At 50.7% G+C, this 24,016-nt stretch carries 21 protein-coding genes and 1 riboswitch; of the genes, 6 read left to right on the top strand and 15 right to left on the bottom strand.

The features are described 5' to 3' along the window. Positions 1–198 precede the first annotated feature (198 nt). From E1H14_RS12575 to aceK, 4 genes are all read right to left on the bottom strand, one after another. Complete coding sequence (locus E1H14_RS12575; protein WP_149391830.1) at positions 199–627, bottom strand: universal stress protein; 429 nt, start codon at positions 625–627, stop codon at positions 199–201. A gap of 12 nt (positions 628–639) precedes the next feature. Continuing rightward, positions 640–3,219, bottom strand: a complete 2,580-nt coding sequence (locus E1H14_RS12570) for a TRAP transporter permease (protein ID WP_235017461.1) — start codon at positions 3,217–3,219, stop codon at positions 640–642. A gap of 112 nt (positions 3,220–3,331) precedes the next feature. Next, positions 3,332–4,315 (bottom strand): TAXI family TRAP transporter solute-binding subunit, encoded by a 984-nt coding sequence (locus tag E1H14_RS12565; protein ID WP_200834109.1) that lies wholly within the window; start codon positions 4,313–4,315, stop codon positions 3,332–3,334. A gap of 136 nt (positions 4,316–4,451) precedes the next feature. Further along, entirely contained in the window at positions 4,452–6,179 is a 1,728-nt protein-coding gene (aceK, locus tag E1H14_RS12560; RefSeq protein WP_149391828.1) for a bifunctional isocitrate dehydrogenase kinase/phosphatase, read from the bottom strand. Between the two features lie 103 nt (positions 6,180–6,282). Between aceK and pfkA the strand changes: the two genes are divergently transcribed. Beyond that, on the top strand, positions 6,283–7,287 hold the full coding sequence (gene pfkA, locus E1H14_RS12555; protein ID WP_235017460.1) for a 6-phosphofructokinase: 1,005 nt from the start codon (positions 6,283–6,285) through the stop codon (positions 7,285–7,287). A 24-nt stretch (positions 7,288–7,311) separates the two neighbouring features. Here the strand turns inward: pfkA and E1H14_RS12550 are convergent, their stop codons facing one another. Next, positions 7,312–7,953, bottom strand: coding sequence for an MBL fold metallo-hydrolase (locus tag E1H14_RS12550; RefSeq protein ID WP_149391827.1), 642 nt, complete (start codon positions 7,951–7,953; stop codon positions 7,312–7,314). A 116-nt stretch (positions 7,954–8,069) separates the two neighbouring features. Continuing rightward, positions 8,070–8,161, top strand: a riboswitch (TPP riboswitch). A gap of 81 nt (positions 8,162–8,242) precedes the next feature. On the opposite strand from E1H14_RS12550, the gene thiD reads away from it, so the two are divergent. Together thiD and thiC are read left to right on the top strand one after the other, a co-directional pair. Then, a complete protein-coding gene (thiD, locus tag E1H14_RS12545) occupies positions 8,243–9,124 on the top strand; it encodes a bifunctional hydroxymethylpyrimidine kinase/phosphomethylpyrimidine kinase (protein ID WP_149391826.1) in 882 nt (293 codons plus the stop codon). Next, complete coding sequence (gene thiC, locus E1H14_RS12540) at positions 9,121–10,989, top strand: phosphomethylpyrimidine synthase ThiC (protein ID WP_149391825.1); 1,869 nt, start codon at positions 9,121–9,123, stop codon at positions 10,987–10,989. The genes thiD and thiC overlap by 4 nt, the downstream gene beginning before the upstream one ends. A 66-nt stretch (positions 10,990–11,055) precedes the next feature. Here the strand turns inward: thiC and E1H14_RS12535 are convergent, their stop codons facing one another. The 6 genes from E1H14_RS12535 to hisB are packed head-to-tail and all read right to left on the bottom strand — an operon-like array spanning position 11,056 to position 16,183. After that, positions 11,056–12,552 carry a GGDEF domain-containing protein gene (locus E1H14_RS12535; RefSeq protein WP_149391824.1) on the bottom strand — a complete coding sequence of 499 codons (1,497 nt, stop codon included), beginning with the start codon at positions 12,550–12,552 and terminating at the stop codon, positions 11,056–11,058. A 44-nt stretch (positions 12,553–12,596) separates the two neighbouring features. Then, positions 12,597–13,349 (bottom strand): transporter substrate-binding domain-containing protein, encoded by a 753-nt coding sequence (locus E1H14_RS12530; protein WP_149391823.1) that lies wholly within the window; start codon positions 13,347–13,349, stop codon positions 12,597–12,599. Between the two features lie 30 nt (positions 13,350–13,379). Further along, the gene (gene hisF, locus E1H14_RS12525; RefSeq protein WP_149391822.1) at positions 13,380–14,153 is read right to left on the bottom strand and encodes an imidazole glycerol phosphate synthase subunit HisF; all 774 of its coding nucleotides are present in this window, start codon (positions 14,151–14,153) and stop codon (positions 13,380–13,382) included. A gap of 9 nt (positions 14,154–14,162) precedes the next feature. After that, positions 14,163–14,903, bottom strand: coding sequence for a 1-(5-phosphoribosyl)-5-[(5-phosphoribosylamino)methylideneamino]imidazole-4-carboxamide isomerase (gene hisA / locus E1H14_RS12520; protein WP_149391821.1), 741 nt, complete (start codon positions 14,901–14,903; stop codon positions 14,163–14,165). A 33-nt stretch (positions 14,904–14,936) separates the two neighbouring features. Continuing rightward, positions 14,937–15,587: an imidazole glycerol phosphate synthase subunit HisH gene (hisH, locus tag E1H14_RS12515; protein ID WP_149391820.1), complete on the bottom strand. Its 651-nt coding sequence runs from the start codon at positions 15,585–15,587 to the stop codon at positions 14,937–14,939. 2 nt (positions 15,588–15,589) lie between these two features. Then, a complete protein-coding gene (gene hisB / locus E1H14_RS12510) occupies positions 15,590–16,183 on the bottom strand; it encodes an imidazoleglycerol-phosphate dehydratase HisB (protein WP_149391819.1) in 594 nt (197 codons plus the stop codon). A gap of 171 nt (positions 16,184–16,354) precedes the next feature. Between hisB and E1H14_RS12505 the strand changes: the two genes are divergently transcribed. The 3 genes from E1H14_RS12505 to E1H14_RS12495 are packed head-to-tail and all read left to right on the top strand — an operon-like array spanning position 16,355 to position 19,851. Further along, entirely contained in the window at positions 16,355–18,520 is a 2,166-nt protein-coding gene (locus E1H14_RS12505; RefSeq protein ID WP_149391818.1) for an AsmA family protein, read from the top strand. After that, the gene (gene mutY, locus E1H14_RS12500) at positions 18,521–19,564 is read left to right on the top strand and encodes an A/G-specific adenine glycosylase (RefSeq protein WP_149391817.1); all 1,044 of its coding nucleotides are present in this window, start codon (positions 18,521–18,523) and stop codon (positions 19,562–19,564) included. It abuts the gene before it with no gap. Further along, positions 19,561–19,851, top strand: a complete 291-nt coding sequence (locus tag E1H14_RS12495; RefSeq protein ID WP_149391816.1) for an oxidative damage protection protein — start codon at positions 19,561–19,563, stop codon at positions 19,849–19,851. The genes mutY and E1H14_RS12495 overlap by 4 nt, the downstream gene beginning before the upstream one ends. A gap of 5 nt (positions 19,852–19,856) precedes the next feature. Here E1H14_RS12495 and E1H14_RS12490 read toward each other — a convergent pair whose 3' ends face one another. The 4 genes from E1H14_RS12490 to E1H14_RS12475 all read right to left on the bottom strand — a co-directional run bounded on the left by E1H14_RS12490 (position 19,857) and on the right by E1H14_RS12475 (position 23,928). Next, positions 19,857–20,681, bottom strand: a complete 825-nt coding sequence (locus E1H14_RS12490) for an ABC transporter permease subunit (RefSeq protein WP_149391815.1) — start codon at positions 20,679–20,681, stop codon at positions 19,857–19,859. After that, positions 20,674–21,588 carry an ABC transporter permease subunit gene (locus tag E1H14_RS12485; protein WP_200834108.1) on the bottom strand — a complete coding sequence of 305 codons (915 nt, stop codon included), beginning with the start codon at positions 21,586–21,588 and terminating at the stop codon, positions 20,674–20,676. Before E1H14_RS12485 ends, E1H14_RS12490 begins: the two co-directional genes overlap by 8 nt. Before the next feature lie 16 nt (positions 21,589–21,604). Then, positions 21,605–22,744 carry a polyamine ABC transporter ATP-binding protein gene (potA, locus tag E1H14_RS12480; RefSeq protein WP_200834107.1) on the bottom strand — a complete coding sequence of 380 codons (1,140 nt, stop codon included), beginning with the start codon at positions 22,742–22,744 and terminating at the stop codon, positions 21,605–21,607. Positions 22,745–22,824: 80 nt separating this feature from the next. Then, a complete protein-coding gene (locus E1H14_RS12475; protein WP_149391814.1) occupies positions 22,825–23,928 on the bottom strand; it encodes a polyamine ABC transporter substrate-binding protein in 1,104 nt (367 codons plus the stop codon). Between the last annotated feature and the right edge of the window lie 88 nt (positions 23,929–24,016).

Genomic DNA, 24,016 nt, shown 5'->3' with positions numbered 1-24,016 from the left:
GCTTGTCCTGATTAAGCTGTATGCTCAATCTCAACAAGCGCCCACACGCATTACCTGATCGATTGTTAAAGAGCGGCTCGGCCAACTTCCTCAGCGAGGTGTCGTCTCAAGCGAGGTGCGTATTCTACATCAGGACGGCGCCCTGTCAACAGCTTTTTTTGAAAAAATTAATAATAATAGGTTTTTGTTTTCAACTGGTTAACGAATAACCAATACGGAGCATTTAGCGCGCTCAACTACTCGTGAGGTAACGGATCCAATCAAGATATTTTCCATACGCGAGTAGTTATGACTTGGCATCATAATGAGATCCACTTCATATTTTTTAGCGGCTTTGATAATTTCTTTGTGTGCGGCACCCTCTGCAACATGAACTTGATAGCTCACAAGGTTCGGCAAAGTTTCATTTACAACCAGGGTAAGCTCCTCTTTGAGTACTTGCAACGCACTGTCGATCGCGTTTTTTGGAAAATAACTGGCAACAACCGGCATGCTGTATCCTGGTAAAACCGTCAGTAGGTGTAATTCAGCGTCCGGTTGCGTTAGATACTCTGCGGCGAAATTGAGCGCTTTCACAGCCGTTTCTTTATCTTGCATATCGATGGGTAAAAGTATTTTTTTAAACATGTCAATTCCTTATCACGCTTTGCTTAAGACTCGTGCACGTGATCTTTGCAGCAGATACATCATCAGAAGTAATAATAACGCTGGAATAAATACCCAGTGTTTAGCTGGCCTATCCAGCTCAACCAGAATCTCCGTTATTTCCCAATCAAAGTCCAAACCCGCCCTTTGTGCAGCACTACCAAAACCCACCATATCCACACGCATACGATCATCTAATTCGCTCAGCATCAAACCCGCATCGGCTAAACGCTGCGCGCCATCATGTCCTGGTGCCAAAGGCAAGACAACCAATTTACGCACCTGAGTTCCATCTAGAGTTTCGCCCTCTACCCATAAGCGCAGCGCATCCGTTTCTGTTGCAGCCAGCCGCTCAATCTGATTTGACGGCAGATGCTCATCCGGTGGATAGATTTGATCCCACCAAAACCCAGGGCGGAACAAGGAAAAAGCAATCACTAACAAAACGCCTATCTCGTATCCACGCAACTTCACCAACCAATAGCCTTGTGTTGCGGCTGCAAAAATCAAGATCGCGAGGGTAGCCGATACAACCGTGATGAACAGATGCATCCAACTTTCGATGCCGATCAATAGAAGCTCTGTATTGAAGATAAACATAAAGGGCAGCACCGCTGTACGTATATCATAGGCAAAACCCTGCACACCGGTACGTATCGGATCCGAGCGCGCAATAGCCGCGGCGGCAAACGCGGCAAGCCCCACCGGTGGCGTATCATCCGCCAAAATACCAAAGTAAAAGACAAAGAGATGAACGGCGACCAAAGGCACGATCAAGCCGTTTTGTGCGCCGATCGTCACAATGACAGGCGCCATGAGTGTTGATACCACAATATAATTAGCGGTGGTGGGCAAGCCCATACCCAGAATTAAGCTGATAGCCGCGGTAAAAATCAGCATCAACATGATATTGCCACCGGACAGAAATTCCACGAACTCTGTCATCACCAGCCCGACACCTGTCAAGGTCACAGTCCCAACGACAATCCCTGCTGCTGCGGTCGCCACCCCTATTCCAATCATATTGCGTGCACCCGTCACTAATCCTTCGAAAAGATCGGTGACACCTTCGCGCGAGGCGCTCGTGAGCGTTGCTGATTGACGAAAAAAAGCCTTTAAAGGCTTATGCGTTAAAACAATGCCAATCATGAACGCCGAAGCCCAAAAGGCGGATAGTCCTGGACTAAAGCGTTCGACAGTTAGACACCAGACCAATACGAATACAGGCAGCAGATAGTAGAGTCCTGACTTCACCGTAGGGGCTACTTCGGGCAACTCAACAACAGGTGAGTTGGGATCATCCATTTTCAAATCAGGGTAAGTGGCAGCATGGCGCACGAGGAGCAGATAACCCAAGGCCACCAATAGACTCATCAACCAGTATGAACCCTGACCAAGCACCTCTTTAGTCCAGCCGAATAGATAGTAGACCGCTAATGAGAAAAGGCTAAAGCCAATCAAGATACTTGCCCATGAAAGCAAAGCCTGGGCAAGCGTAGGTGTATGTCGGCGTGGCAGGCCCTGCATTCCCGCCTTGAGCGCCTCTAGATGTACGATATAAATGAGCGCTATATAAGAGATAAGGGCCGGTAAGATGGCATGCTGTATCACTTCTATATAAGGAATGCCGACATATTCCACCATCAAAAATGCTGCTGCACCCATGATCGGCGGTGTCAGCTGACCATTCGTTGAGGACGCCACCTCGACCGCACCGGCTTTATGCGCAGGGAAACCCACACGCTTCATTAACGGAATGGTAAACGTGCCTGTGGTGACAACATTGGCGATGGATGAACCGGAAATCAGGCCACTCAATCCTGATGAGACCACTGCGGCTTTCGCCGGTCCACCGCGCATGTGGCCTAAAAGGGAAAAAGAAACCTTGGTGAAATAGTTGCCAGCTCCCGCCTTTTCCAAAAGCGCACCAAAGAGCACAAAGAGAAAAACAAAACTGGTGGATACACCTAAGGCAATCCCAAAGACACCACCACTGGTTAGCCATTGATGTGACATGGTTTTATTCAGGCTGGCCCCTGCATGCGCGATCACATCCGGCATATAAGGGCCGCCAAAGGTATACACAAGGAAAACCAGAGCAACAATCATCAGAGGAGGACCGAGCGCTCGACGCGTCGCTTCCAAGAGTAAGAGCATGCCGGTAACGGCGGCGATCAAATCCATCTGCGTGGGTGCACCGGAACGACGTGCCAGTTCAGATTCAAAAATTAACAGATAAGCGGCACTCAGGGCACCAAGCAGGGCAAAAATCCAATCATGCCAAGGAATATAAAGTCGGGGAGAGCGCCGAAAAGCCGGGTAGGCGGTAAAGGCTAAAAACAGCGCAAAAGATAAATGAATCGCACGCGCCTGGGTATCATTAAATACCCCAAAATTAAAAACGAAGGGCAGGGGCGAAGCATACCAAAGCTGAAACAAAGCCCAACTCAGAGCAACTAACCACAAAAAGCGTCCAGTTAACCCCGCTGGATTGCGGGACCCACTGTCGGACTGTGCTAGCAGCGCTTGAATCTCCTCTTCAGCGGAGGATCGGTTGGATGGGTTTTGATTCACCTTCGCTCCTTTACTCGCGCCGCAGATGCAGGGGTTACTCAACACCTGCAAGATCAATCGTTGCGGCCTGGGCATTAGACTCAGGCCTCTTTTAGACCCAGGCCTCTTATTGTTACAACAAACCCGTTTCGCGGTAATAACGTTCAGCACCTGGATGCAAAGGCGCACTCAAGGCTTCTTTGACCATAGACTCTTTTGTCAAGGCCTGGAAAGCTGGATGTAAACGCTGGAAAGTTTCAAAGTTATCAAACACCGCTTTCACCAGCTCGTAGATCACCTCTTCTGGAACCGCCGTGGAAGATACAAAGGTCGCCGCAACACCAAAGGTTTCAGCACCCTGATCATTTCCACGATACATTCCACCTGGTAGGTCAACCATACGGTAATAGCTATACTCCTCCACCAAGGCTTTCACCGTGTCATCATTAACGTTCACTAAACGGCTATCACAGGTGGTGGTTGCTTCCTGTATCGCTCCACTGGGATGCCCTACGACATAAACCATCGCATCGATACGGTTATCACACAGGGCACTGGCCTGTTCAACGGCGCCAAGCTCTGAAGCGAGGGAGAAGTCACGCATCGTCCAGCCTTTCGCATTCATCAAGACTTCAATCGTGCCCCTCTGCCCGGAGCCAGGATTGCCCACATTCACCCGTTTACCTTTTAGATCATCAAAATTGCGGATATTGGCGTCCGCTCGCGCCAAAACGGTAAACGGTTCTGGATGTAATGAGAAGACCGCTCGCAGATCAGGATTCGGTCCTTGATTTTCAAACTCAGCAGACGTGCCATGATAAGCGTGATACTGCCAGTCAGACTGAGCAACAGCCATGTCTAACTCACCGGCACGCAGTGTATTGAGGTTGTAAACCGAACCACCCGTGGCTTCGACTGAGCAGCGAATACCATGGCGAGCACGGTCACGATTCACTAAGCGACAGATGGCACCGCCTGTTGGATAATAAACACCGGTTACCCCCCCCGTGCCGATTTTGATGAAGGTTTCAGCACTGGCCACGGCCGGTGTGAGCAGTGTACTGAGCCCTAATCCTGCCGCCGTCACGGCGGATAACAACACCTTTTTCATTTGCATCCTAAAACCCTCTTAAGGTTGATTAACCTGTCTAGAATCGCGAAGATCCTCGTTAGCGCCAAATGCGAGTTGGCCTAACTGGCTTGTTCTTAAGACTAGACCTTTTTATCCCAGCCACCAAAACTTTACCGCCGACTTAGCGTAAAAAACGCTGATGCTGCCGGTAAGGAAAGACATCAACGACCTCGCCTCGGCGCACTTGCTCCTGCATTTCCCGCCAGGTGTGAGCCTCTAATAAATCCCCATGTTGTTGATTAAAGATGCGTCGAATCCGTGTATCACATGCGGTTAGCAAGGTGAACTCTTCGGGAAAAACATCGTTCGGGCCTATGTCATACCAAGGCTCACCGGCCAACTCCTGCTCCGGGTAGAGGGGTTCGGGAATTTCACGAAAGTTGCAGTCCGTAAGATATTGAATCTCATCATAATCATAAAACACCACGCGCCCGTGCCGGGTGATCCCAAAATTCTTAAACAACATATCTCCTGCAAAAATATTAGCCACCGCTAACTGACGTATCGCTTTACCATATTCATTGATGGCATGAAAAATCGCGCCCTCATCATTGCGCGCCATCGCCTGTTCAAGATAGAGGTTCAAGGGAGTCATGCGCCTTTCAGCCCAGACCTGGGAGAAGAGCACCTTGTCACCCTGCAAGGTCACTGTGCGTGATGCCAAGGCCAGAAGTTGCTGCAAAAACTCCGGTTCAAATTTCTCTTGCGGCAGAGACAGCTCACGAAACTCAAAGGTATCAGCCATACGCCCGACACGGTCATGGCGCTTCACCAGCTGATAACATTGATTGACTCGCGCGGCCGTAATTTTTTTCGAGGACGAAAAACGATCCTTGATCACCTTAAACACCACAGGAAAAGAGGGCAGGGTGAACACCATCATCACCATACCCGGCACACCCGGTGCCTGCTGCAGCAAATCCTCTGCAGCCATTAAATGGGCGCTAAAGTCACGATAAAACTCGGCTTTCCCCTGCTTATAAAAGCCAAGAGAGGTATAAAGTTCTGCCGTAGATTTCATCGGGATTAAGCTGTGCAGGAAGTCGATAAAAGCAGAAGGAACGGGGACATCAACAAGGAAATAAGAGCGGGTGAAACTAAAAATCACCGAAACATCATCTTCGTCTGTGACCAAGGTATCAACATAAACCGCTCCCGCATCATTATTCAGTACGGCCAACACAAAAGGCTTGTGCCAATACCGACTGGAAATACGTCCGACCAAATACGCCGCTTTATTACGATAAAACACAGATCTGATGACATCAACCTGAGCTAATTGACCATCCTCCGGCAGGTGTGTGCGCAGATAACGAATGATATTGCGCAGATCACGCCGCGCATTTTCCCAAGGAATAGCAAAACTGAAGTCGCGGAATAGGCGCTGGAGTAATTTCACCAATCCCTCTTCTGTTGTATAGGTTCGACAATATGCCTGAGGCGCAACCAGGCGGCCTGAACTGAATGAAAGATCCAGTGCCGATGCATTGACCGAGCCCGATAACCGATCTTTTTGCCGCCAAAGAACAGAATTAAAAAAAGTCGCCGCCAACTCACGATCCATCCGTGACTCAATGCGCACCTGATAACGCTCAGCCGTCAGCTGCCAAAATTGTGTTTGACTCAAAACCTCTTCGGTCAGTCTCTGCTGCAAAGACTGATTCGCCTGATGAATATAAGCATCATAGAGATCAATGCGCTGGGCACTGAGTTTTTGTAACTCGCGCCAATCCGCCGTCTCAAAAAGATCCGCCGCACTGAGCGTTAAATGCCGAAAATCAGCACGATAAGCACCGAAAGCTTGATAGATGAGACGGCTGGCACGCTCTGCGGGATGTCGTAGATGCACAGTCCATCCTCCTGTTTTTATTATTGTTATACCCTATTCATAGAGGCTTGCTATAGTGACAACATACGCTTATCAGCAAGTTCGTCTGTCTCAGGAGACTTACATGTACAGCCTGCCGAAACTAGAACCGATTCGCGATATCCGTGCCATTGCCGTACTGACCAGCGGTGGTGATTCGCCCGGCATGAACCCCGCCATTCGTGGCATCGTGCGCAGTGCCCTCAATCGTGGTATTCAGGTCTATGGGGTACAACGAGGGTTTGCCGGGTTAATTCAGAATGATCTTGAGCTGCTCACCTCCGCCTCCGTTTCTAATATAGTCCAACGAGGTGGGACACTGTTAAAAAGTGCTCGCAGTCTGGAGTTTCGTCAGGCAGAGTTTCGCCAGAAAGCCGCTGAACAATTGGCAGAACGTGGCATTGAAGCCTTATTCGTCATCGGAGGGGATGGCTCCTTAAGCGGAGCACATCTATTTGAAGCTGAAACTGGAATTCCCGTCATAGGCCTACCCGGTACTATCGACAATGACATTTTTGGAACGGATGACACCATAGGTTTTGATACCGCCGTCAACACTGCCTTAGATGCTATCGATAAAATCCGTGACACTGCCGATTCACATGAGCGTCATTTTTTAGTTGAAGTCATGGGGCGTAACTCAGGCTTTCTGGCGACCCATGTGGGTATTGCCGCAGGTGCCGAAATGATTATCGTACCCGAGCATCCTGTGGATATCGCCGCACTCTCCGAGCAGTTAGCACTGAATCGCAATTCAGGGCAAGGCTCAAGTGGCATTATTGTGGTCGCTGAAGGCAACGAAGCGGGGCTGACCTATCGCTTGGCGGAACAACTCAAACAACACGGCCAATCCCCTCATGTCTGTATCCTTGGGCATATTCAGCGCGGGGGTATTCCCAGTGGTCATGACCGTGTCCTGGCATCCTGCTTAGGCGCCGTTTCTGTGGAGTATTTGTTAGCCGGTTACAGCGATATCTTAGTGGGTGTGCAGCAGGGCGAAGTCACTGATATTCCTCTCGACAACCTTTTACGCTATCGCAAGGGTTTAGACCCTGAGCTACTCAGGATCGCCCTACAGCTCCACCGCTGACACCCTTTTCTCAACCGCGCTCAATCAACCACGGCGGTCGGAGACAAAGGGATTACTACGCTTTTCCTGGCCAAAGGTCGACATCGGCCCATGGCCAGGAATGAAGGAGACTTCATCACCTAAAGGGAAGAGTTTTTTTCGAATAGAGTGAATCAGGGCGGCATGATCCCCGCGTGGAAAATCGGTCCGGCCAATCGAACCATTAAACAACACATCTCCCACCTGCGCTAACTTAGAGTCGGCATGATAGAAAACAAGATGACCGGGCGTATGTCCAGGGCAATGCAGTATCTCTAACACCAGATCACCACACTGAATTTGCTCACCTTCCTCCAACCAACGATCCGGCTGGAATGCCTGAACCTGAGGAAAACCAAACATACGACTTTGCTCGCTGAGTCCATCGATCCAAAAAGCATCGTCTTTATGCGGCCCCCAAATCGGTACCTGCCAACGGCTCGCCAACACGCCCGCAGCACCGACGTGATCTAAATGGCCATGTGTCAGCAGAATATAGGCCGGTGTGAGGCCTTCCGCCTCAAGTACCGCAGCGATCTTATCGGCATCACCACCGGGATCGATGACTAAGGCCTGGCGGGTTCTTTCGCACCAGAAAAGGGTGCAGTTCTGCTGAAAAGGGGTAACCGGGATGATGCGATACTGCATAACCTCTCCAGAAATAATGAGCCATCAAAATAATCCATGCATTATTGCGAATTGCGCCGCCAAAGCCAACGCAGTTGGTTGATCCCTAGACAACTCTCAGCGTAGACTAGAGAGATTGATCTTGGTCGGGGTGCCCTGTTGGGCTGAGATAATACCCGCTGAACCTGATCCGGTTGATACCGGCGTAGGAAATCGAGATAGATGTGTATGCACACTTACATACCTCTCTGTATCGAGGCACCCGCCAGTCACTTTTTACCCGGTGTGTCTTTATCAGGAGAGTCTTTTAATGTCAGCCGCTAAACCTGCAACGCCCATCGCTTTAACCCTGGCAGGTTCTGACTCAGGTGGTGGAGCGGGCATTCAAGCCGATCTAAAAACCTTTTCTGCCTTAGGTGTGTATGGCGCGTCCGTCATCACCGCACTGACCGCACAGAACACCCGTGAAGTACGTGCGATCCACTATCCACCTCTGGATTTTCTAAAGATACAAATCGCCACAGTGCTGGATGATTTAGCGGTGACCGCGATTAAAACGGGTATGCTCGGCACGGCTGAACTCATTTATACCGTCGTCGATGCGCTGAGTCCGCAAGCCAACACGATTCCTTGGGTCGTGGACCCCGTCATGATCGCCAAGAGTGGCGATAGCCTGTTACAAGCCGATGCGATCACCGCGCTGCGTGAAGCGCTCATCCCTCGCGCCACCCTGATTACACCTAACTTGCCGGAAGCCGCTAGACTCTGCCAGCAGCCGCATCCTGAATCCTTAAGTGATATGTACCGTCTTTTAGACAGCCTCAGCCAATTGGGTGCCGAAGGGGTGTTATTAAAAGGTGGCCATCTCGATTCATCCGACATCTGTTATGACCTTCTACGCTGGCAAGGCCAAACCTACGAACTGACTTCACCTCGTTTCACCACCGGCAATACTCATGGCACAGGATGCACTCTCGCTTCCGCCATCGCCGCCGGCTTAGCCAAAGGCTGGGCACTGCCCGATGCTGTTGCTGCCGCTAAAGACTACATCAGCCAAGCTATTGCAGCAGCAGATCAACTGTCTATCGGTCAAGGCCATGGTCCCGTGCATCACTTTTATGCCAGTTGGCCAAAATTGACCCAAACTCCCCAAACTCCGCCACTCTCTGTTAAACAGGATCTTCATCCATGAACTCTAAACACTCAGCACTTAGTGAACGTGCTCGCCTTGAGCAGGATTCCGTTCAACCCTTTCCAAACTCGCGCAAGGTCTATATCCAAGGCTCACAGCCGGATATTCGTGTGCCGATGCGTGAGATTACACTGGCCGACACTCCCACGGCCTTTGGCAGTGAGAAAAATGCGCCACTTTATGTGTATGACACCTCAGGCCCTTATACCGACCCCGAAGTGAATATTGATATACGTAAAGGCTTACCTGCATTACGCCAGAGCTGGATCGATGCACGTGGCGATACCGAAGTCCTGGATCAACTCAGCTCAGAATATGGCCGTTTGCGTGAAGCCGATTTACGTCTAGACGAATTAAGATTCCAGCTGCAACGTAAACCGCGTCGCGCCAAGGCCGGCAAGAATGTCACACAGTTGTACTATGCACGCCAAGGCATTATCACTCCGGAAATGGAGTTCATCGCGATCCGTGAAAACATGCGCATGGCTAAAGAGCAAGCTCAGGGCAATGTGATTAACCAACAGCACCCAGGCCATAGCTTTGGTGCACGTTTACCCGAAGAGATCACACCTGAATTTGTACGCAGCGAAGTCGCGGCCGGTCGCGCCATCATTCCTTGCAACATCAACCATCCTGAACTCGAGCCAATGATTATTGGCCGTAATTTCCTGGTGAAAATTAACGGCAATATCGGTAACTCGGCGCTAACCTCTTCGATTGAAGAAGAAGTTGAGAAGATGACCTGGGGCACTCGTTGGGGTGCCGACACCATCATGGATCTATCTACCGGCAAAAACATCCATGAAACACGCGAGTGGATTCTGCGCAACTCACCCGTACCCATCGGCACCGTGCCGATTTATCAGGCACTAGAGAAGGTAAACGGCGTCGCAGAAGATCTCAACTGGGAGGTTTTCCGTGACACCTTGATCGAACAAGCAGAGCAGGGCGTCGATTATTTCACCATTCATGCCGGTGTGTTGCTGCGTTATGTGCCGATGACGGCAAAGCGTATGACCGGTATCGTTTCGCGTGGCGGTTCGATTATGGCGAAGTGGTGCTTAGCACACCACCAAGAGAACTTCCTCTATACCCATTTCGAAGAGATCTGTGAGATCTGTAAAGCCTATGACGTTTCCTTCTCCCTCGGTGATGGTCTGCGTCCAGGCTCTGTCTATGACGCCAACGATGAAGCTCAGTTTGCTGAATTAGAAACCCTGGGTGAACTGACTAAAATTGCCTGGAAGCACGATGTTCAGGTGATGATTGAAGGTCCTGGCCATGTGCCTATGCACATGATTAAAGAGAATATGGATAAACAGCTTGAATACTGTGATGAAGCGCCTTTCTATACACTCGGCCCACTGACTACAGATATTGCACCCGGTTATGATCACATCACCTCCGGAATTGGTGCGGCGATGATCGGCTGGTATGGCTGTGCCATGCTGTGTTATGTCACCCCTAAAGAGCATTTAGGCCTGCCGAACAGAGATGATGTGAAAACGGGTATTATTACCTACAAGATTGCCGCGCATGCGGCTGATCTGGCCAAAGGTCATCCCGGTGCACAGATCCGCGATAACGCCATGTCTAAAGCGCGCTTTGAGTTCCGCTGGGAAGATCAATTTAATATCGGTTTAGATCCCGATACCGCACGCGCTTTCCATGATGAAACCCTACCGAAAGAATCGGCTAAGGTCGCTCATTTCTGCTCTATGTGTGGTCCTAAATTCTGCTCGATGAAGATTTCTCAGGAAGTTCGTGCACTGGATGCTGATCAAATCGAAGCAATGCAGCAGGGTATGCAGGAAAAATCGGAAGAGTTCCGCGCCACCGGTGCTGAAATCTACCACAAGGCCTAAGCCTTAGCGCAATCTCGCTGGGAGTCGCGGCTATACGCCTCTCCCAGCGACTTTAAGCACTCGAGTTCAAACCCCTTCACACACCCGGTTACGCCCTTCGGCTTTCGCGCGGTATAGAGCCTTATCGGCCTGAATAAAAAAGCTTTCTTGATCCAGATGATCACCAGGTAGATAGTGAGCCACACCTATGCTGACCTGCATCTCTAAAGGCGGCAAATCCGGATAGGCACGATTCACCTCATCAAAGTTCAACTCACTCACCTCGAGTCGAATACGCTCTGCCATCTCTAACACCTGCTGCAAACCCATCTGTGGCAAGATGAGAGTAAATTCCTCGCCTCCGAAACGGGCGGCTAACTCACCGGCGCGCTGTGTATAGTGCTGTAAGACCTCGGCTAAACGTTTCAAGCAGAGATCACCGATCAGATGTCCATAGGTATCATTCAGTTGTTTGAAGTGATCTATATCAATGAGCAAGAGTGACAAGGTCTGCCCATGGCGCAAAGCACGATGAAACTCCTCAGCCAGGGTGGTATCAAAACAACGGCGATTGGCCAACCCCGTCAAACCATCCTGTTGTGATAACGCATGCAGTTGTGCATTGAGTTGGTGTAGATCGCGTGTCATCTGAGAATAATCTTCAATGGCATGGCGAATGGTGTCCAACTCTTTAAAGAAAACGGGTTGTAGTTCAACACCCACTGGACTGTCTGGTCGAATGGCTTTTAAACCGCGCACCAGCGTCTCAATGGGAAACTGCACCGCATGACGAAATACCAGCAAGAGGACACCCGCAACACAGGCAGCAATCAGAATGAAATACACGATATAACGACCCAGGCGCTCGACGTCATTGCGTATCTCTAGGGCTAACTCTTGCGTTTTCAGTGCCGCATCTGAGCTCAGATAACTGGCTAACTGTTCCTGGCGCTGTAACGCCTCGCGATAAATCTGATCCACTTGATCGTTCAAGGCGGCGATTTGCTGCACATAGTCTGAAATCTCTGGCCATAGAGGACTCGATTGACGCAGCTCGGTGCTAAATAACTGATGTAGGCGCTCAGAACGCACCTCACTGATGGGATAGGCCTGCAACTGACTAAAGAGCAACTGGGTGGCCAACTCAGCGCGGCTTAGAGGCTCAGGAAACAGGTTTTCACTTAAGTGTTTAAGCTGACGCTGCTCTTGGCGTAGGCGGATCATTTCACGCATCGAAGCCAAAAGCGCGGTGGTTTCTTCTAACAGGACTTGATCCGATTCAAACGCAAAACTCTGCGTCAGGACCTGCGCTTCTAAACGCAGATTACGCTCATCTAAGGCGTTTTGTGCACGATAGATCGCCTGTAAATAGGCGTAGATTTTTTCTGTCTTTAAAGCATTACGTTGCGCGCTGACCAGCTCCGGTAGCAGCTGTTTACGGGTCACTTCCGATTTGTCGGAAATGCCCTGCAAGAGCGGGACAGAAACCAGCAACGCGATAATAAAAAGAAAAACGACCAGAGCCAGAACACCAAATAAGCTGGTCGCGAGGTGAACCTGAAAGCGTCTACTCTTGGACGACAACTTTATCTCCTGCGAATCAGCCACCGACTCATCGATATGAAAATCTAATAAATACTAAAAGGGAAATAATGCCGATTGATCAGATCATAGGTGCCGTCTAAGCGAATCTGCAGTATCGCAGCATTCACCGCATCCCGTAATTGATCTTGTCCTTTGCGCACCGCAATATGCGCTTTAGCATGCAAAAGATCCGAAATTAATGGATCACCTAAATAATCAAAGCGGGCACCGGCATCGCTTTGTAAGAAGTCCAGTATATTGATCGTATCGGATAAAACCAGATCCACCTCACCTTTAACCAACAGATCCAGTGCCTTTTCGAAATCCTCCGTGAGATGCAGCTCACTGAGTGGATAGGTCGCTTGCAGATAATCCGACATAATCGTGTCACGTCCGGTCGCAATCCGCACGCCCTGCAAGGCTTCGGCGCTGACCTCCTGAAAGCGTGAAGGATCACCTACAAAGATGGAATGAGAGCGATAGTAGTAGTCAGTGAAATCGACCCGACGCTCTCGCTCGGGTGTTTTGGCCATGCTGGCAATCACCAGATCATACTGGTCCTGCTCCAGCCCTTCGATGATATGCGACCACTCCACCGCTTGAATCTGACATTCACGCTGCATCGCCTGGCATAAGACCTGAGCGATCTCGATATCAAATCCGGCGAGCTGACCTTGATCATTCCAGTAACTAAAAGGAGGGTAAGCACCTTCCGTCGCAATACGCAAAGGCTGTGCGAGGGCCACATTCCACGACACACTCAGCCCAAGCAACAGACTTAATATTATTTTTATCATCTGCTCTCCTCCTTGATGAAGCCTAAGGGTTTAGAGACGCATCTCTATACCACGTGCTGCCATATAAGCTTTGGCTTCAGGAATGGTGTACTCATTAAAATGGAAGATGGAGGCAGCTAAGACAGCATCCGCTTTACCCAATAACACTCCCTCAACCAGATGATCCAGGGTTCCAACCCCCCCAGATGCGATGACAGGGACGTGCACGGCTTCACTAATCGCGCGTGTTACCCCAAGATCAAAACCTGATTTCATCCCATCTTGATCCATAGACGTGAGCAGTATCTCACCAGCACCGTAGCTGACCATCTTCCGCGCCCAGTCCACGGCATCCAAACCCGTCGGTTTACGACCGCCATGGGTAAAGATTTCCCAACGCTCGGGTTCATCAGGGCCAGAGACTTTTTTTGCATCTATTGCAACAACAATGCACTGAGAACCAAAACGCTCTGCCGCTTCTTTAACAAAATCAGGGTTGAAGACGGCCGCTGTGTTAATCGACACCTTATCCGCGCCCGCATTCAACATCCGACGGATATCTTCACAGGCACGAATCCCCCCGCCCACCGTAAGCGGGATAAAAACCTCAGATGCCATACGCTCGACGGTGTGGACTGTCGTTTCACGTCCTTCGTGGCTGGCCGTAATATCCAAAAAGGTGATTTCATCCGCACCCTGCTGCTCGTAGCGGCGTGCAATTTCAACCGGATCACCGGCATCACGGATATCCAGAAACTTCACGCCCTTAACGACACGGCCGTTTTCGACATCCAAACAAGGGATAATGCGTTTAGCTAAGCCCATAATCCAACCTTACGCCTGACACAGCTGATCGCTAAGTGCCTGAGCCTCAGCCACATTTAGGGTGCCTTCATAAATCGCACGACCGGTAATCGCACCCAGAATGCCCTGATCCGCTACGGCCGCAAGACGACGGATATCTTCGATATCGGTCACACCACCGGACGCGATCACGGGCAAACCCGAATCCTGTGCTAGCGCCACCGTCGCTTCAACATTGACACCCTGCATCATGCCATCACGGCTGATGTCGGTATAAACAATGGAGGAGACACCATCATCGCGGAAACGCTTAGCCAACTCAGTCGCTTTGACTTCCGATACTTCTGCCCAACCATCCGTCGCCACAAAACCGTCCTGAGCATCGAGGCCGACAATAATATGGCCGGGGAAGGCACGACACATCTCCGTCACAAATGCAGGCTCTTTCACCGCTTTAGTACCAATAATCACATACTCAACACCGGCTTTAAGATAGGCTTCGATCGTCTGTGCCGTGCGGATCCCCCCCCCTATCTGAATCGGCAATTTGGGGAAGGCTTCGGCTATGGCTTTGACAATTTCACCATTCACGGGAGTGCCCGCAAAAGCGCCGTTCAAGTCAACCAGATGCAAACGGCGGCAACCGGCTTCCACCCATTTAGCCGCCATTTCAACGGGATGATCAGAAAAGATCGTGGAATCATCCATCCGCCCTTGGCGCAAGCGTACACATTGACCATCTTTTAAATCTATTGCGGGAATAATCAGCATGGTGTTTTCCAATTCGTGATGACTGTTTGCAGGTCAGGGACGACCATCCCAGTGCAAGAAATTCTGTAAAAGTTGTAAGCCGGCTTTCTGGCTCTTCTCGGGATGGAACTGCACAGCAAAGACATTATCCTGCGCCAGCGCGACATCAAAACCGACACCGTACTCACAACGTGCCGCGACCTGGTTCGCATTCTGTAACTGTACATAGTAGCTGTGCACAAAATAGAAGCGGCTATTCTGTTCAATCCCTTGCCACAGCGGATGATCCAGCGTCTGCTGAACACAGTTCCAACCCATATGGGGAACCTTGAGCGTTTGCTGGGTGTGCGGATCACGCAAATCATCGCCAAAGAAACACACACGTCCCGGGAAAGCCCCTAAGCAATCCACGCCTCCGTTCTCTTCCGAGAAATCCATTAATGCCTGAAAACCGACACAGATACCGAGGAAGGGTTTACCTGACGCGATGGCTTCCGCCACTTCGGCATCGACTCCTAAGCGGCGGATTTCAGCCATACAATCACGGATGGCACCGACACCGGGTAAAAGCACACGGTCAGCGGCACGCACTTGTTCAGGATCGGCCGTGACCCAGACTTCAGTTTCTGGGCTGACATGTTCCAGGGCTTTGGCAACCGAATGCAGGTTACCCATGCCATAATCGATAACCGCTACACTGGCCATGCTTACAGGCATCCTTTGGTGGAGGGCATAATGCCTTCAGCACGTGGGTCCAGTTCCAGCGCCATACGCAATGCACGTCCAAAGGCTTTAAAAATCGTTTCGGCCTGATGGTGGCTATTTTTGCCTTTCAGGTTGTCGATATGCAGCGTGACCTGAGCGTGATTGACAAAACCGTGGAAGAACTCACTAAACAGATCCACATCAAAACTGCCAATGCGTCCACGCGTGAACTCGACCTGCATATCCAGACCTGGACGACCTGAAAAGTCGATCACGACCCGTGACAAGGCCTCATCGAGCGGCACATAGGCATGACCGTAACGGCGGATACCCTTTTTATCACCCACCGCCTGTTTAAAGGCCTGACCAAGCGTAATGCCGATATCTTCAACCGTGTGATGATCATCGATATGTAGATCACCGACGGCATGGACTTCCAGATCGATCAATCCATGACGCGCTATCTGATCCAGCATGTGATCTAAGAAGGGAACACCTGTATCACTTTCCAGCTGACCTGTGCCATCCAGATTCACGGCCACCGTAATCTGAGTTTCCAGTGTGTTTCGTGTCACCTGGGCCTGACGCTGCGCCATAGTTTTCTCCACAATCAATTTTATCGAGGTGCTATTATACAGTGATCTCCGACGTAACGGCAGTTCAGACTCAGTTGAGTCTGATTGAATCTGTTGATTGCTGTGTCTCTCGCAAGGCTATACTGATCAGAGACTTTAGCTGGACTTTGGCTCTAGACAAGGACATTTACCATGAAAAACCTGCTCAAGCTCTTTGCGATCTTTTTTTCAGGCCTTTTGCTACTGCTTCTCGCCGTGGGTTTTTATATCACCCGCGTCATAGATCCCAACGACTACAAACCCCAGATCGAAAAACTGGCTTTGGAGAAAGCAGGGCTGGAACTCAAGATCCAAGGCGAGCTGGGCTGGTCGTTTTTCCCCTGGCTTGGTGTCTCGGTTGCAGACATCGCATTGGCCTATCCTGATCAACCCAGTCTTGTGCAAATAGGGGCTGCAGAAGTCTCCGTAAAACTTCCCGCCCTGCTGCGTAAACAACTCGAGATGCGCAGCCTAGTACTACAGGATCTCACCCTTACACTGCAACAAACGAAAACCGGCCAAAATAACTGGAGCCAGACAGCAGCGAGCGAAACCACTCGCACCTCCGACAGATCAGACTCAGGACAGGCACGTAATTTGAGTGAAGCTTTGGGGGGCGTGTTAAATGAACTGGATATCGAAGCGGTCATGATCCGTAATGCGCAGATCCTCTACCAAGATGCACTCAGTGGACAAAGCGCGCGCTTAACCGGGTTTAACCTAGAGACAGGCCGTATTCGTCCTGAAGACAGCTTCCGTTTACAGCTACAAACGGCCCTAGATCTGTTTGAGCAGGAACAACCTCTGCTCAGCCTGGCAATGGATTGGACAACCGAGGTCAAAATCAGTCTGAGCCCTCTGCTTCTGACGCTGACACAAAACAAATTAAACCTAGACCTAGTCACACCCGAGACTGGGCCGAGTCCGATCCCCCTGCGCCTAGCGGCAGATCTTAAGCTGCAACCCCAGACACCCCAGTTGCAACTGGACAATCTGAAACTGAATTTAGCCAACCTTGCTCTGTCGGGTCAGTTGGCACTCGATTCATGGACGCAGCAGAAACTGCAAGGCGAGCTGCGCGCTGAACCCTTTAATCTTAAAACGCTTTTAAGCCAAGTTGGGCAAGAAAGTCCGACCACTGCCTCGGCGCAAGCCCTCAGCGCCGTATCTTGGCAAGGCACTCTGGCAGGTGATCTGCAAAATCCTGAACTGCAAGCACTGACTCTATTGCTCGATGACACTCGTTTTCAAGGTGCGTTCGGCCTCAAACAGGGGGGACTCCATCTGCAACTGGCCGGTGATCGCCTTAATGCCGATGCTTATCTCCCCCCACCAGATGCCTCACCGGCACCGGCGCAAAGTGCAGCCGGCGGCGCGACCGGCCCCATCCCTGCCGAGGTACGCTGGTCGAAGCAGGAGCTCTTCCCGATCGAGAGCTTGCAAGGCCTTAACTTGCAACTGCAACTCGATCTCGAGCAGTTACAACTGCAAGGGGAAAACTTAGAGAAATTCGGCCTGAGTGTACAGGCCGCCGAGGGCTTAATTGAGGTTTCACGTTTGCAAGCTCAGGCCTACTCAGGTCAGCTACAAAAAACGTTAAAACTGGATCTGCGTTCTGCCCAACCGCAATGGAATATCCAGGGTCAGGTACGCAATCTTGCCTTAGGCCCCGTTCTGACACGTTTTGCCGAGAGTGATCTCTTCACCGGCAATTTGACTTTAGACACCCAGATTCAAGCCCAAGGCAACTCGGTGCATGCTTTGATTCACAGCTTAAATGGTCGCGCCCAAGTCCGAATCACCGATGGTGTTCTGAAAGGCATAGATATGGCGCAGACGCTTTGCCAGGGTATACAAACCACTCTAGCCCTAGGTATCAATCCTACCCAGGTGGATCGCTCGACTCCATTTGCGGCGATGGGGGGAAGCTTTATCATTCGCCAAGGCGTCATCCGTACGGAAGATCTGCAAGCGGATCTGGATGCTATGAGCCTTACAGGCAGAGGGCAGATCGATCTACCACAAACTCAAATCGATCTGCGTTTAGGTTTTACCATCGTTGAAAACCTATTCAAGCAGTCTTGCTCAGTCAACAACCGCTTGGAAGGTTTAGAGCTACCCATTCTGTGCCAAGGACACTTTGATACCCCACCTGCACAGATGTGCCGACCGGATACCAGCGTATTTTCTCGCCTGCTCCGTCAGGAAGTTCAACGTAAGGTAGAGGAAAAACTCGGCGGTAAGATCGAAGAGCAACTACAGGAGCGTATCCGTAGTGATGAAGGTACACGCAATCTAATCAGAGGTTTAATTCGTTAAGTGTTTTCAGAACAAGAGTTCAGCGCCCGTTTGCTGCAATGGTTTGATCAGCACGGGCGCCATGATCTACCCTGGCAGGCAGATAAATCTCCTTATTTCACCTGGATCTCTGAGATCATGCTGCAGCAAACACAAGTCAGCAGCGTGATTCCTTATTTCCAGCGTTTTGTCGAACGTTTTCCTAATATACAGGTTTTAGCTGCAGCCGATCTTGATGAAGTCTTACATCTCTGGACCGGCCTAGGTTACTACGCCCGTGCACGTAATCTGCATAAAACCGCGCAGATGATTCATCACGATTATCAGGGACAATTTCCACAAACACTGGACGCGATGCAAGCGCTGCCAGGAATTGGCCGCTCCACAGCAGGGGCTATCCTTTCCATCGCCTGTGGCCAACGTGCTCCCATTCTTGATGGTAACGTCAAGCGTGTATTAGCACGCTTTTACGCCATCCAAAGTTGGACAGGTGAGCGCCAAACAGAACAGGCTCTGTGGACAAAAGCCGAACGCCTGACACCCCACACGCGCGTTGGGGATTACACACAAGCCATTATGGATTTGGGCGCCACACTCTGTAAGCGGAGCCGTCCGGCGTGCTTACTCTGTCCTTTACAAGCGGGCTGTGCGGCCTTCAAGCAAGGACTGGCTCAGCATTTGCCCGTGCCACGTCCCAAGAAGGAGCGTCCGACACGCCATCTCCATCTTTGGCTCTGGCAAAACTCAGCCGGTGAAATACTCTTACAACAGCGCCCACCCAGCGGTATCTGGGGCGGGCTTTGGAGTCTACCCGAAGAGGAGATGGCGCCTCCCACTCGACTTAAAGCCCAAGCCTTGGCACCCATTGCCCACAGTTTTAGCCACTATCATCTCGAGATGACACCCTGGCTCATCCCTCATCCAGCAGACCCTGACACAAGGATCATGGAAGAGCGTCCCAGCCTCTGGTATAACGTGCACTCACAAGCGCCAGACATAGGTCTGCCCGCACCAGTCAAAAAACTGCTCATTCACCTTCAGTCAGTTAACGGAGTCATGGCATGACACGCAACGTATTCTGTCGCAAATATCAACAGGAGCTCGAAGGCTTAGCACGCCCACCCTATCCCGGCCCGATGGGGCAGAAGATTTTTGACAGCATCTCGAAAAAAGCTTGGGAAGAGTGGACAGCCCACCAAACCATGTTGATCAACGAAAAACATCTCAACATGATGGATGCGGAAAATCGGCGTTATTTACAGCAGGAAATGGAAAAGTTTTTTGCCGGTGAAGAGTATGACAAAGCAGAGGGTTATGTCCCACCCTCTGCCGCAGTCGGCACCTCAGACTAAGCTTATTATTCTTGGATCATCTGGCGCCGCTTCTCCTCCGCGCGGCGCATCAGATACCAAGCTATAAACGCGATCAGTGAAACCGCTAAAATAATCAAAGTGGCGAGGGCGTTTATCTTTGGTGAAACGCCCAACCGCACAGATGAAAACACCACCATCGGCAGGGTCGTTGCGCCCGGCCCCGACACAAAGCTGGCAATCACCAAATCATCCAAAGATAGGGTAAAGGCCAACAACCAGCCAGAAATCAGCGCAGGAGTGATCACTGGAATCGTGATCAAAAAGAAGGTTTTAAACGGGGTTGCTCCCAAATCCATCGCCGCCTCTTCAATCGACAGATCCACTTCGCGTAAGCGGGTTGACACCACCACTGCAACATACGCGCTACAGAAGGTGGTATGGGCAATCCAGATGGTCATCATGCCACGATCCGCTGGCCAGCCAATAATCTGCGCCATGTGAACAAACAGCAGCAAGAGCGACAAACCGGTGATCACCTCAGGCATCACCAAAGGCGCGGTGATCATACTGGACAGTACCGTACGCCCCCGGAAACGTCGGAAGCGTGTCATCACAAAGGCTGCCAAAGTACCGATACACACCGCCATCGTTGCCGAATAAAAAGCGATACGTAGACTCATCCACACCGCGGATAACAGCTGCTGATCACGGAAAAGTTCAACATACCAATGGGTCGAGAATCCTGCCCAAACGGTGACTAGGCGCGAAGCGTTAAAGGAGTAAAAAATCAGGATCGCCATGGGGATATAGAGAAACAACAACCCCAGTATCAGCATCAGAGTTGAAAAGCTGACCTTAAACCTAGCCATTTTTTTCCAGCTCCTTTGCTTGATAACGGTGGAATAGCGTAATCGGAATAATCAACAGCGCCAGCATGATGATGGCGAGGGCCGAAGCGACCGGCCAATCACGGTTATTAAAGAACTCCTCCCAAAGCACCTTACCGATCATCAGTGTATCAGGCCCACCGAGCAACTCAGGGATCACAAACTCACCCACGGCCGGAATAAACACCAACATAGAGCCCGCAATAATGCCGCCTTTCGACAGTGGCAAGGTCACCGTCCAGAAGGTATTGATCTGGCGCGAACCCAGATCCGAAGCCGCTTCCAACAGCGTGCGATCCAGCTTTACCAAATTGGCATACAAGGGCAGGATCATAAACGGCAGATAGGCATAAACAATCCCCAATACCACCGCAAAATTGGTGTTCATCAAGCGCAAAGGCTCTTTAATCACACCCAGCCAGAGCAAAAACTGATTGAGTAAGCCTTGGTTACTGAGAATGCCCATCCAAGCATACACACGGATCAAAAAAGAGGTCCAAGAAGGCAGCATGATCAGCAATAACAGCACGAGCTGTAGTTGCAACGGCGCTTTGGCCATGGCGTACGCCATAGGATATCCAATCAATAAACAGACTAGGGTGGAGATAAAAGCGATTTTGATGGAGCCCCAATACGCCGCCACATAGAGGCTATCACTGAATAAAAACAGATAGTTACCAAAATTCAGTATGATGTTGAAGGTATCATTTACATAGCTGAATACCGGCTGATAAGGGGGGACGGCAATGATCGCGGCCGAGAAGCTGATCTTCAAGACCAAGGCAAACGGCAGTAAAAAAAATAGTAACAACCAGAAAAAAGGGATACCAAATACCAGCGTGCGACCCTGCGGCAGTTTATCGCGCAGAAGCTTTATCCAAGTCGACATATCCACCTCCTCGCGTTTAGTTCCAGAGCACCACTGGACTGGAGGCATCCCAATGCACGTAGACGGCATCATCCCAAGTTGGTCTTTCGCCACGACGCTCAGTGTTGGTCATGCTCGCCTGTACAATCTTGCCGCTCGGCAGTTTGACATAGTACACCGACATTCCCCCCAGATAGGCGATGTCATGCACTGTGCCCGCCGCCCAGTTATGGGTTTGCTCGGGCTTTTCCCAATCCACCAAGGTTTTTTCCGGACGCAGCGCCACTAGGGCCTGCATACTTTCCGCTTGTGTGGTCACACCGCGGTCGATGAATACCGGGGTATCAAAATCGGCACACGCGAGTGTCAGGCTATCGGCTTCATCTTCAACGATGGCCGCTTCAAAAATATTCACCGAGCCGATGAACTCAGCGATCATGCGACTGTTTGGGCTTTCATAGATATCCACAGGAGAGCCCACCTGGGCAATCCAGCCCTCTGACATGATGGCTATGCGGCTAGCCATCGTCATGGCTTCTTCCTGATCATGAGTGACCAACACACAGGTTACACCCACTTTCTCAAGAATATCAACGACTTCCAACTGCATTTCGGTCCGCAGTTTTTTATCCAAAGCCCCCATAGGTTCATCCAGCAACAGCAGCTTAGGACGCTTGGCCAAAGAGCGTGCGAGTGCAACACGCTGGCGCTGTCCACCCGACAACTGAGCAGGTTTGCGCTTGGCGTACTTTTCCATTTTTACCAGCCGCAACATCTCGGCGACTCGCTGTTGGATTTCCGCTTTCGGGATGCGATCTTGCTTCAAACCAAAGGCTATATTTTGCTCCACTGTCATATGCGGAAACAGCGCATAGGACTGAAACATCATATTGATAGGACGCTCATAGGGAGGGAGATCGGTAATATCCTTACCATCCAGAATAATTCGACCCTCGGTTGGTTTCTCGAAACCCGCGAGCATACGCAGAAGCGTTGATTTACCGGAGCCTGAGCCACCGAGTAGAGCAAAGATTTCGCCTTTGCGTATCTCTACGCTGACGTTATCCACCGCAAGCACATCATCAAAATACTTGCTCACACCTTGTATCGACAGCAGCACTTCCGCCTGATCCGCACCTGTCATTACTTTTTTGTATGCACCCACAGGGCCGGACATAGACGCTCTCCCAAATCCAGGTCGAAAACAGACCGGGCAAATCACTTTGCCCGGTCACTCATCCATCTAAAATGCGGCGTTTAACGACCGGATTTTACACGGTTCCAAGTACGCGTAATCACACGCTGAACATCCAGAGGACGCTCTTTAGCAACAAACAGCTTCTCCATCATCTCATCTGTCGGATAGATGGATTCATCTTCCAGGATTTCAGGATCAACAAACTCATCAGCCGCATCCACTGCATTCGGGTACCAAACGTAGTTCGTGATATCAGCGATGATTTCCGGCTTCATCAGGAAGTTCATTAGAGTGTGAGCGTTGTCATAGTTAGGCGCACCCTTGGGGATGACCATCATATCAAACCAAAGTGCAGCACCTTCTTTGGGAATCACATAAGCGATTTCAATACCATTATCTGCTTCCACCGCACGGTCAGCGGCCTGCAGAATGTCACCGGAATACCCCGCCGCAACACAAATCTCTCCATTCGCCAGATCGGAGATATAACGCGATGAATGGAAATAGGTGATGTGCGGCTGCACGGCCGTGATGACCTCCGCCGCTTTAGCGATATCCGCCGAATCATTGCTCTTCGGATCTATGCCCAAGTAAGACAAGGCTGCGGGCAACATCTCTTCACCGGAATCCATGAGTGAAATACCACAGCCTCCTGCCGCCAGCTTAGCAGTGATCTCAGGATCAAACAGCAACGCCCAAGAGTCGGTCGGCGCGTCTTCACCCAGAATGGCGTTCACACGATCCACGTTATAGCCATAACCATTCGTACCCCAGAGATAAGGCATGGAGTACTGGCTACCAGGATCGACCGCTTCCAACTGCTCCATCAACTCAGGATTGAGCAGCTCACGGTTCGGCAATTGCGCGTGATCAAGCTTCTGGATCGCTTCGGCCTTAATATACTTGGTCACATAATGATTGGAGGGCATCGCCAAGTCGTAACCGGAGCGGCCTGACAGGAGCTTACTTTCCAAGACTTCATTGCTGTCGTACACGTCATAAATGACTTTAATTCCGGTCTCGGCCTCGAACTTGGCAATGGTATCTTCAGCGATATAGTCCGACCAGTTATAAACGCGAACTTCCTTCGCCTGAACCGAAGCCGCACCTAACGCCAGGGCAACACCACTTGCCAAAAGTGCAGGTTTAAACATCTGTTTCATGCAGTACCCCTCATTCGTGATATCGAGGCCAAAAAGGCGACGCATTTTCATCGCTTTTTAGCGGTTTTTAAATAGTTTGCGTTAAAAA

Source organism: Nitrincola tapanii (genome assembly GCF_008368715.1).
Taxonomy (GTDB): Bacteria; Pseudomonadota; Gammaproteobacteria; order Pseudomonadales; family Balneatricaceae; genus Nitrincola; species Nitrincola tapanii.
The sequence above is the reverse complement of the archived record's forward strand: the minus strand, read 5'-3'. Positions and strand labels throughout refer to the sequence as shown.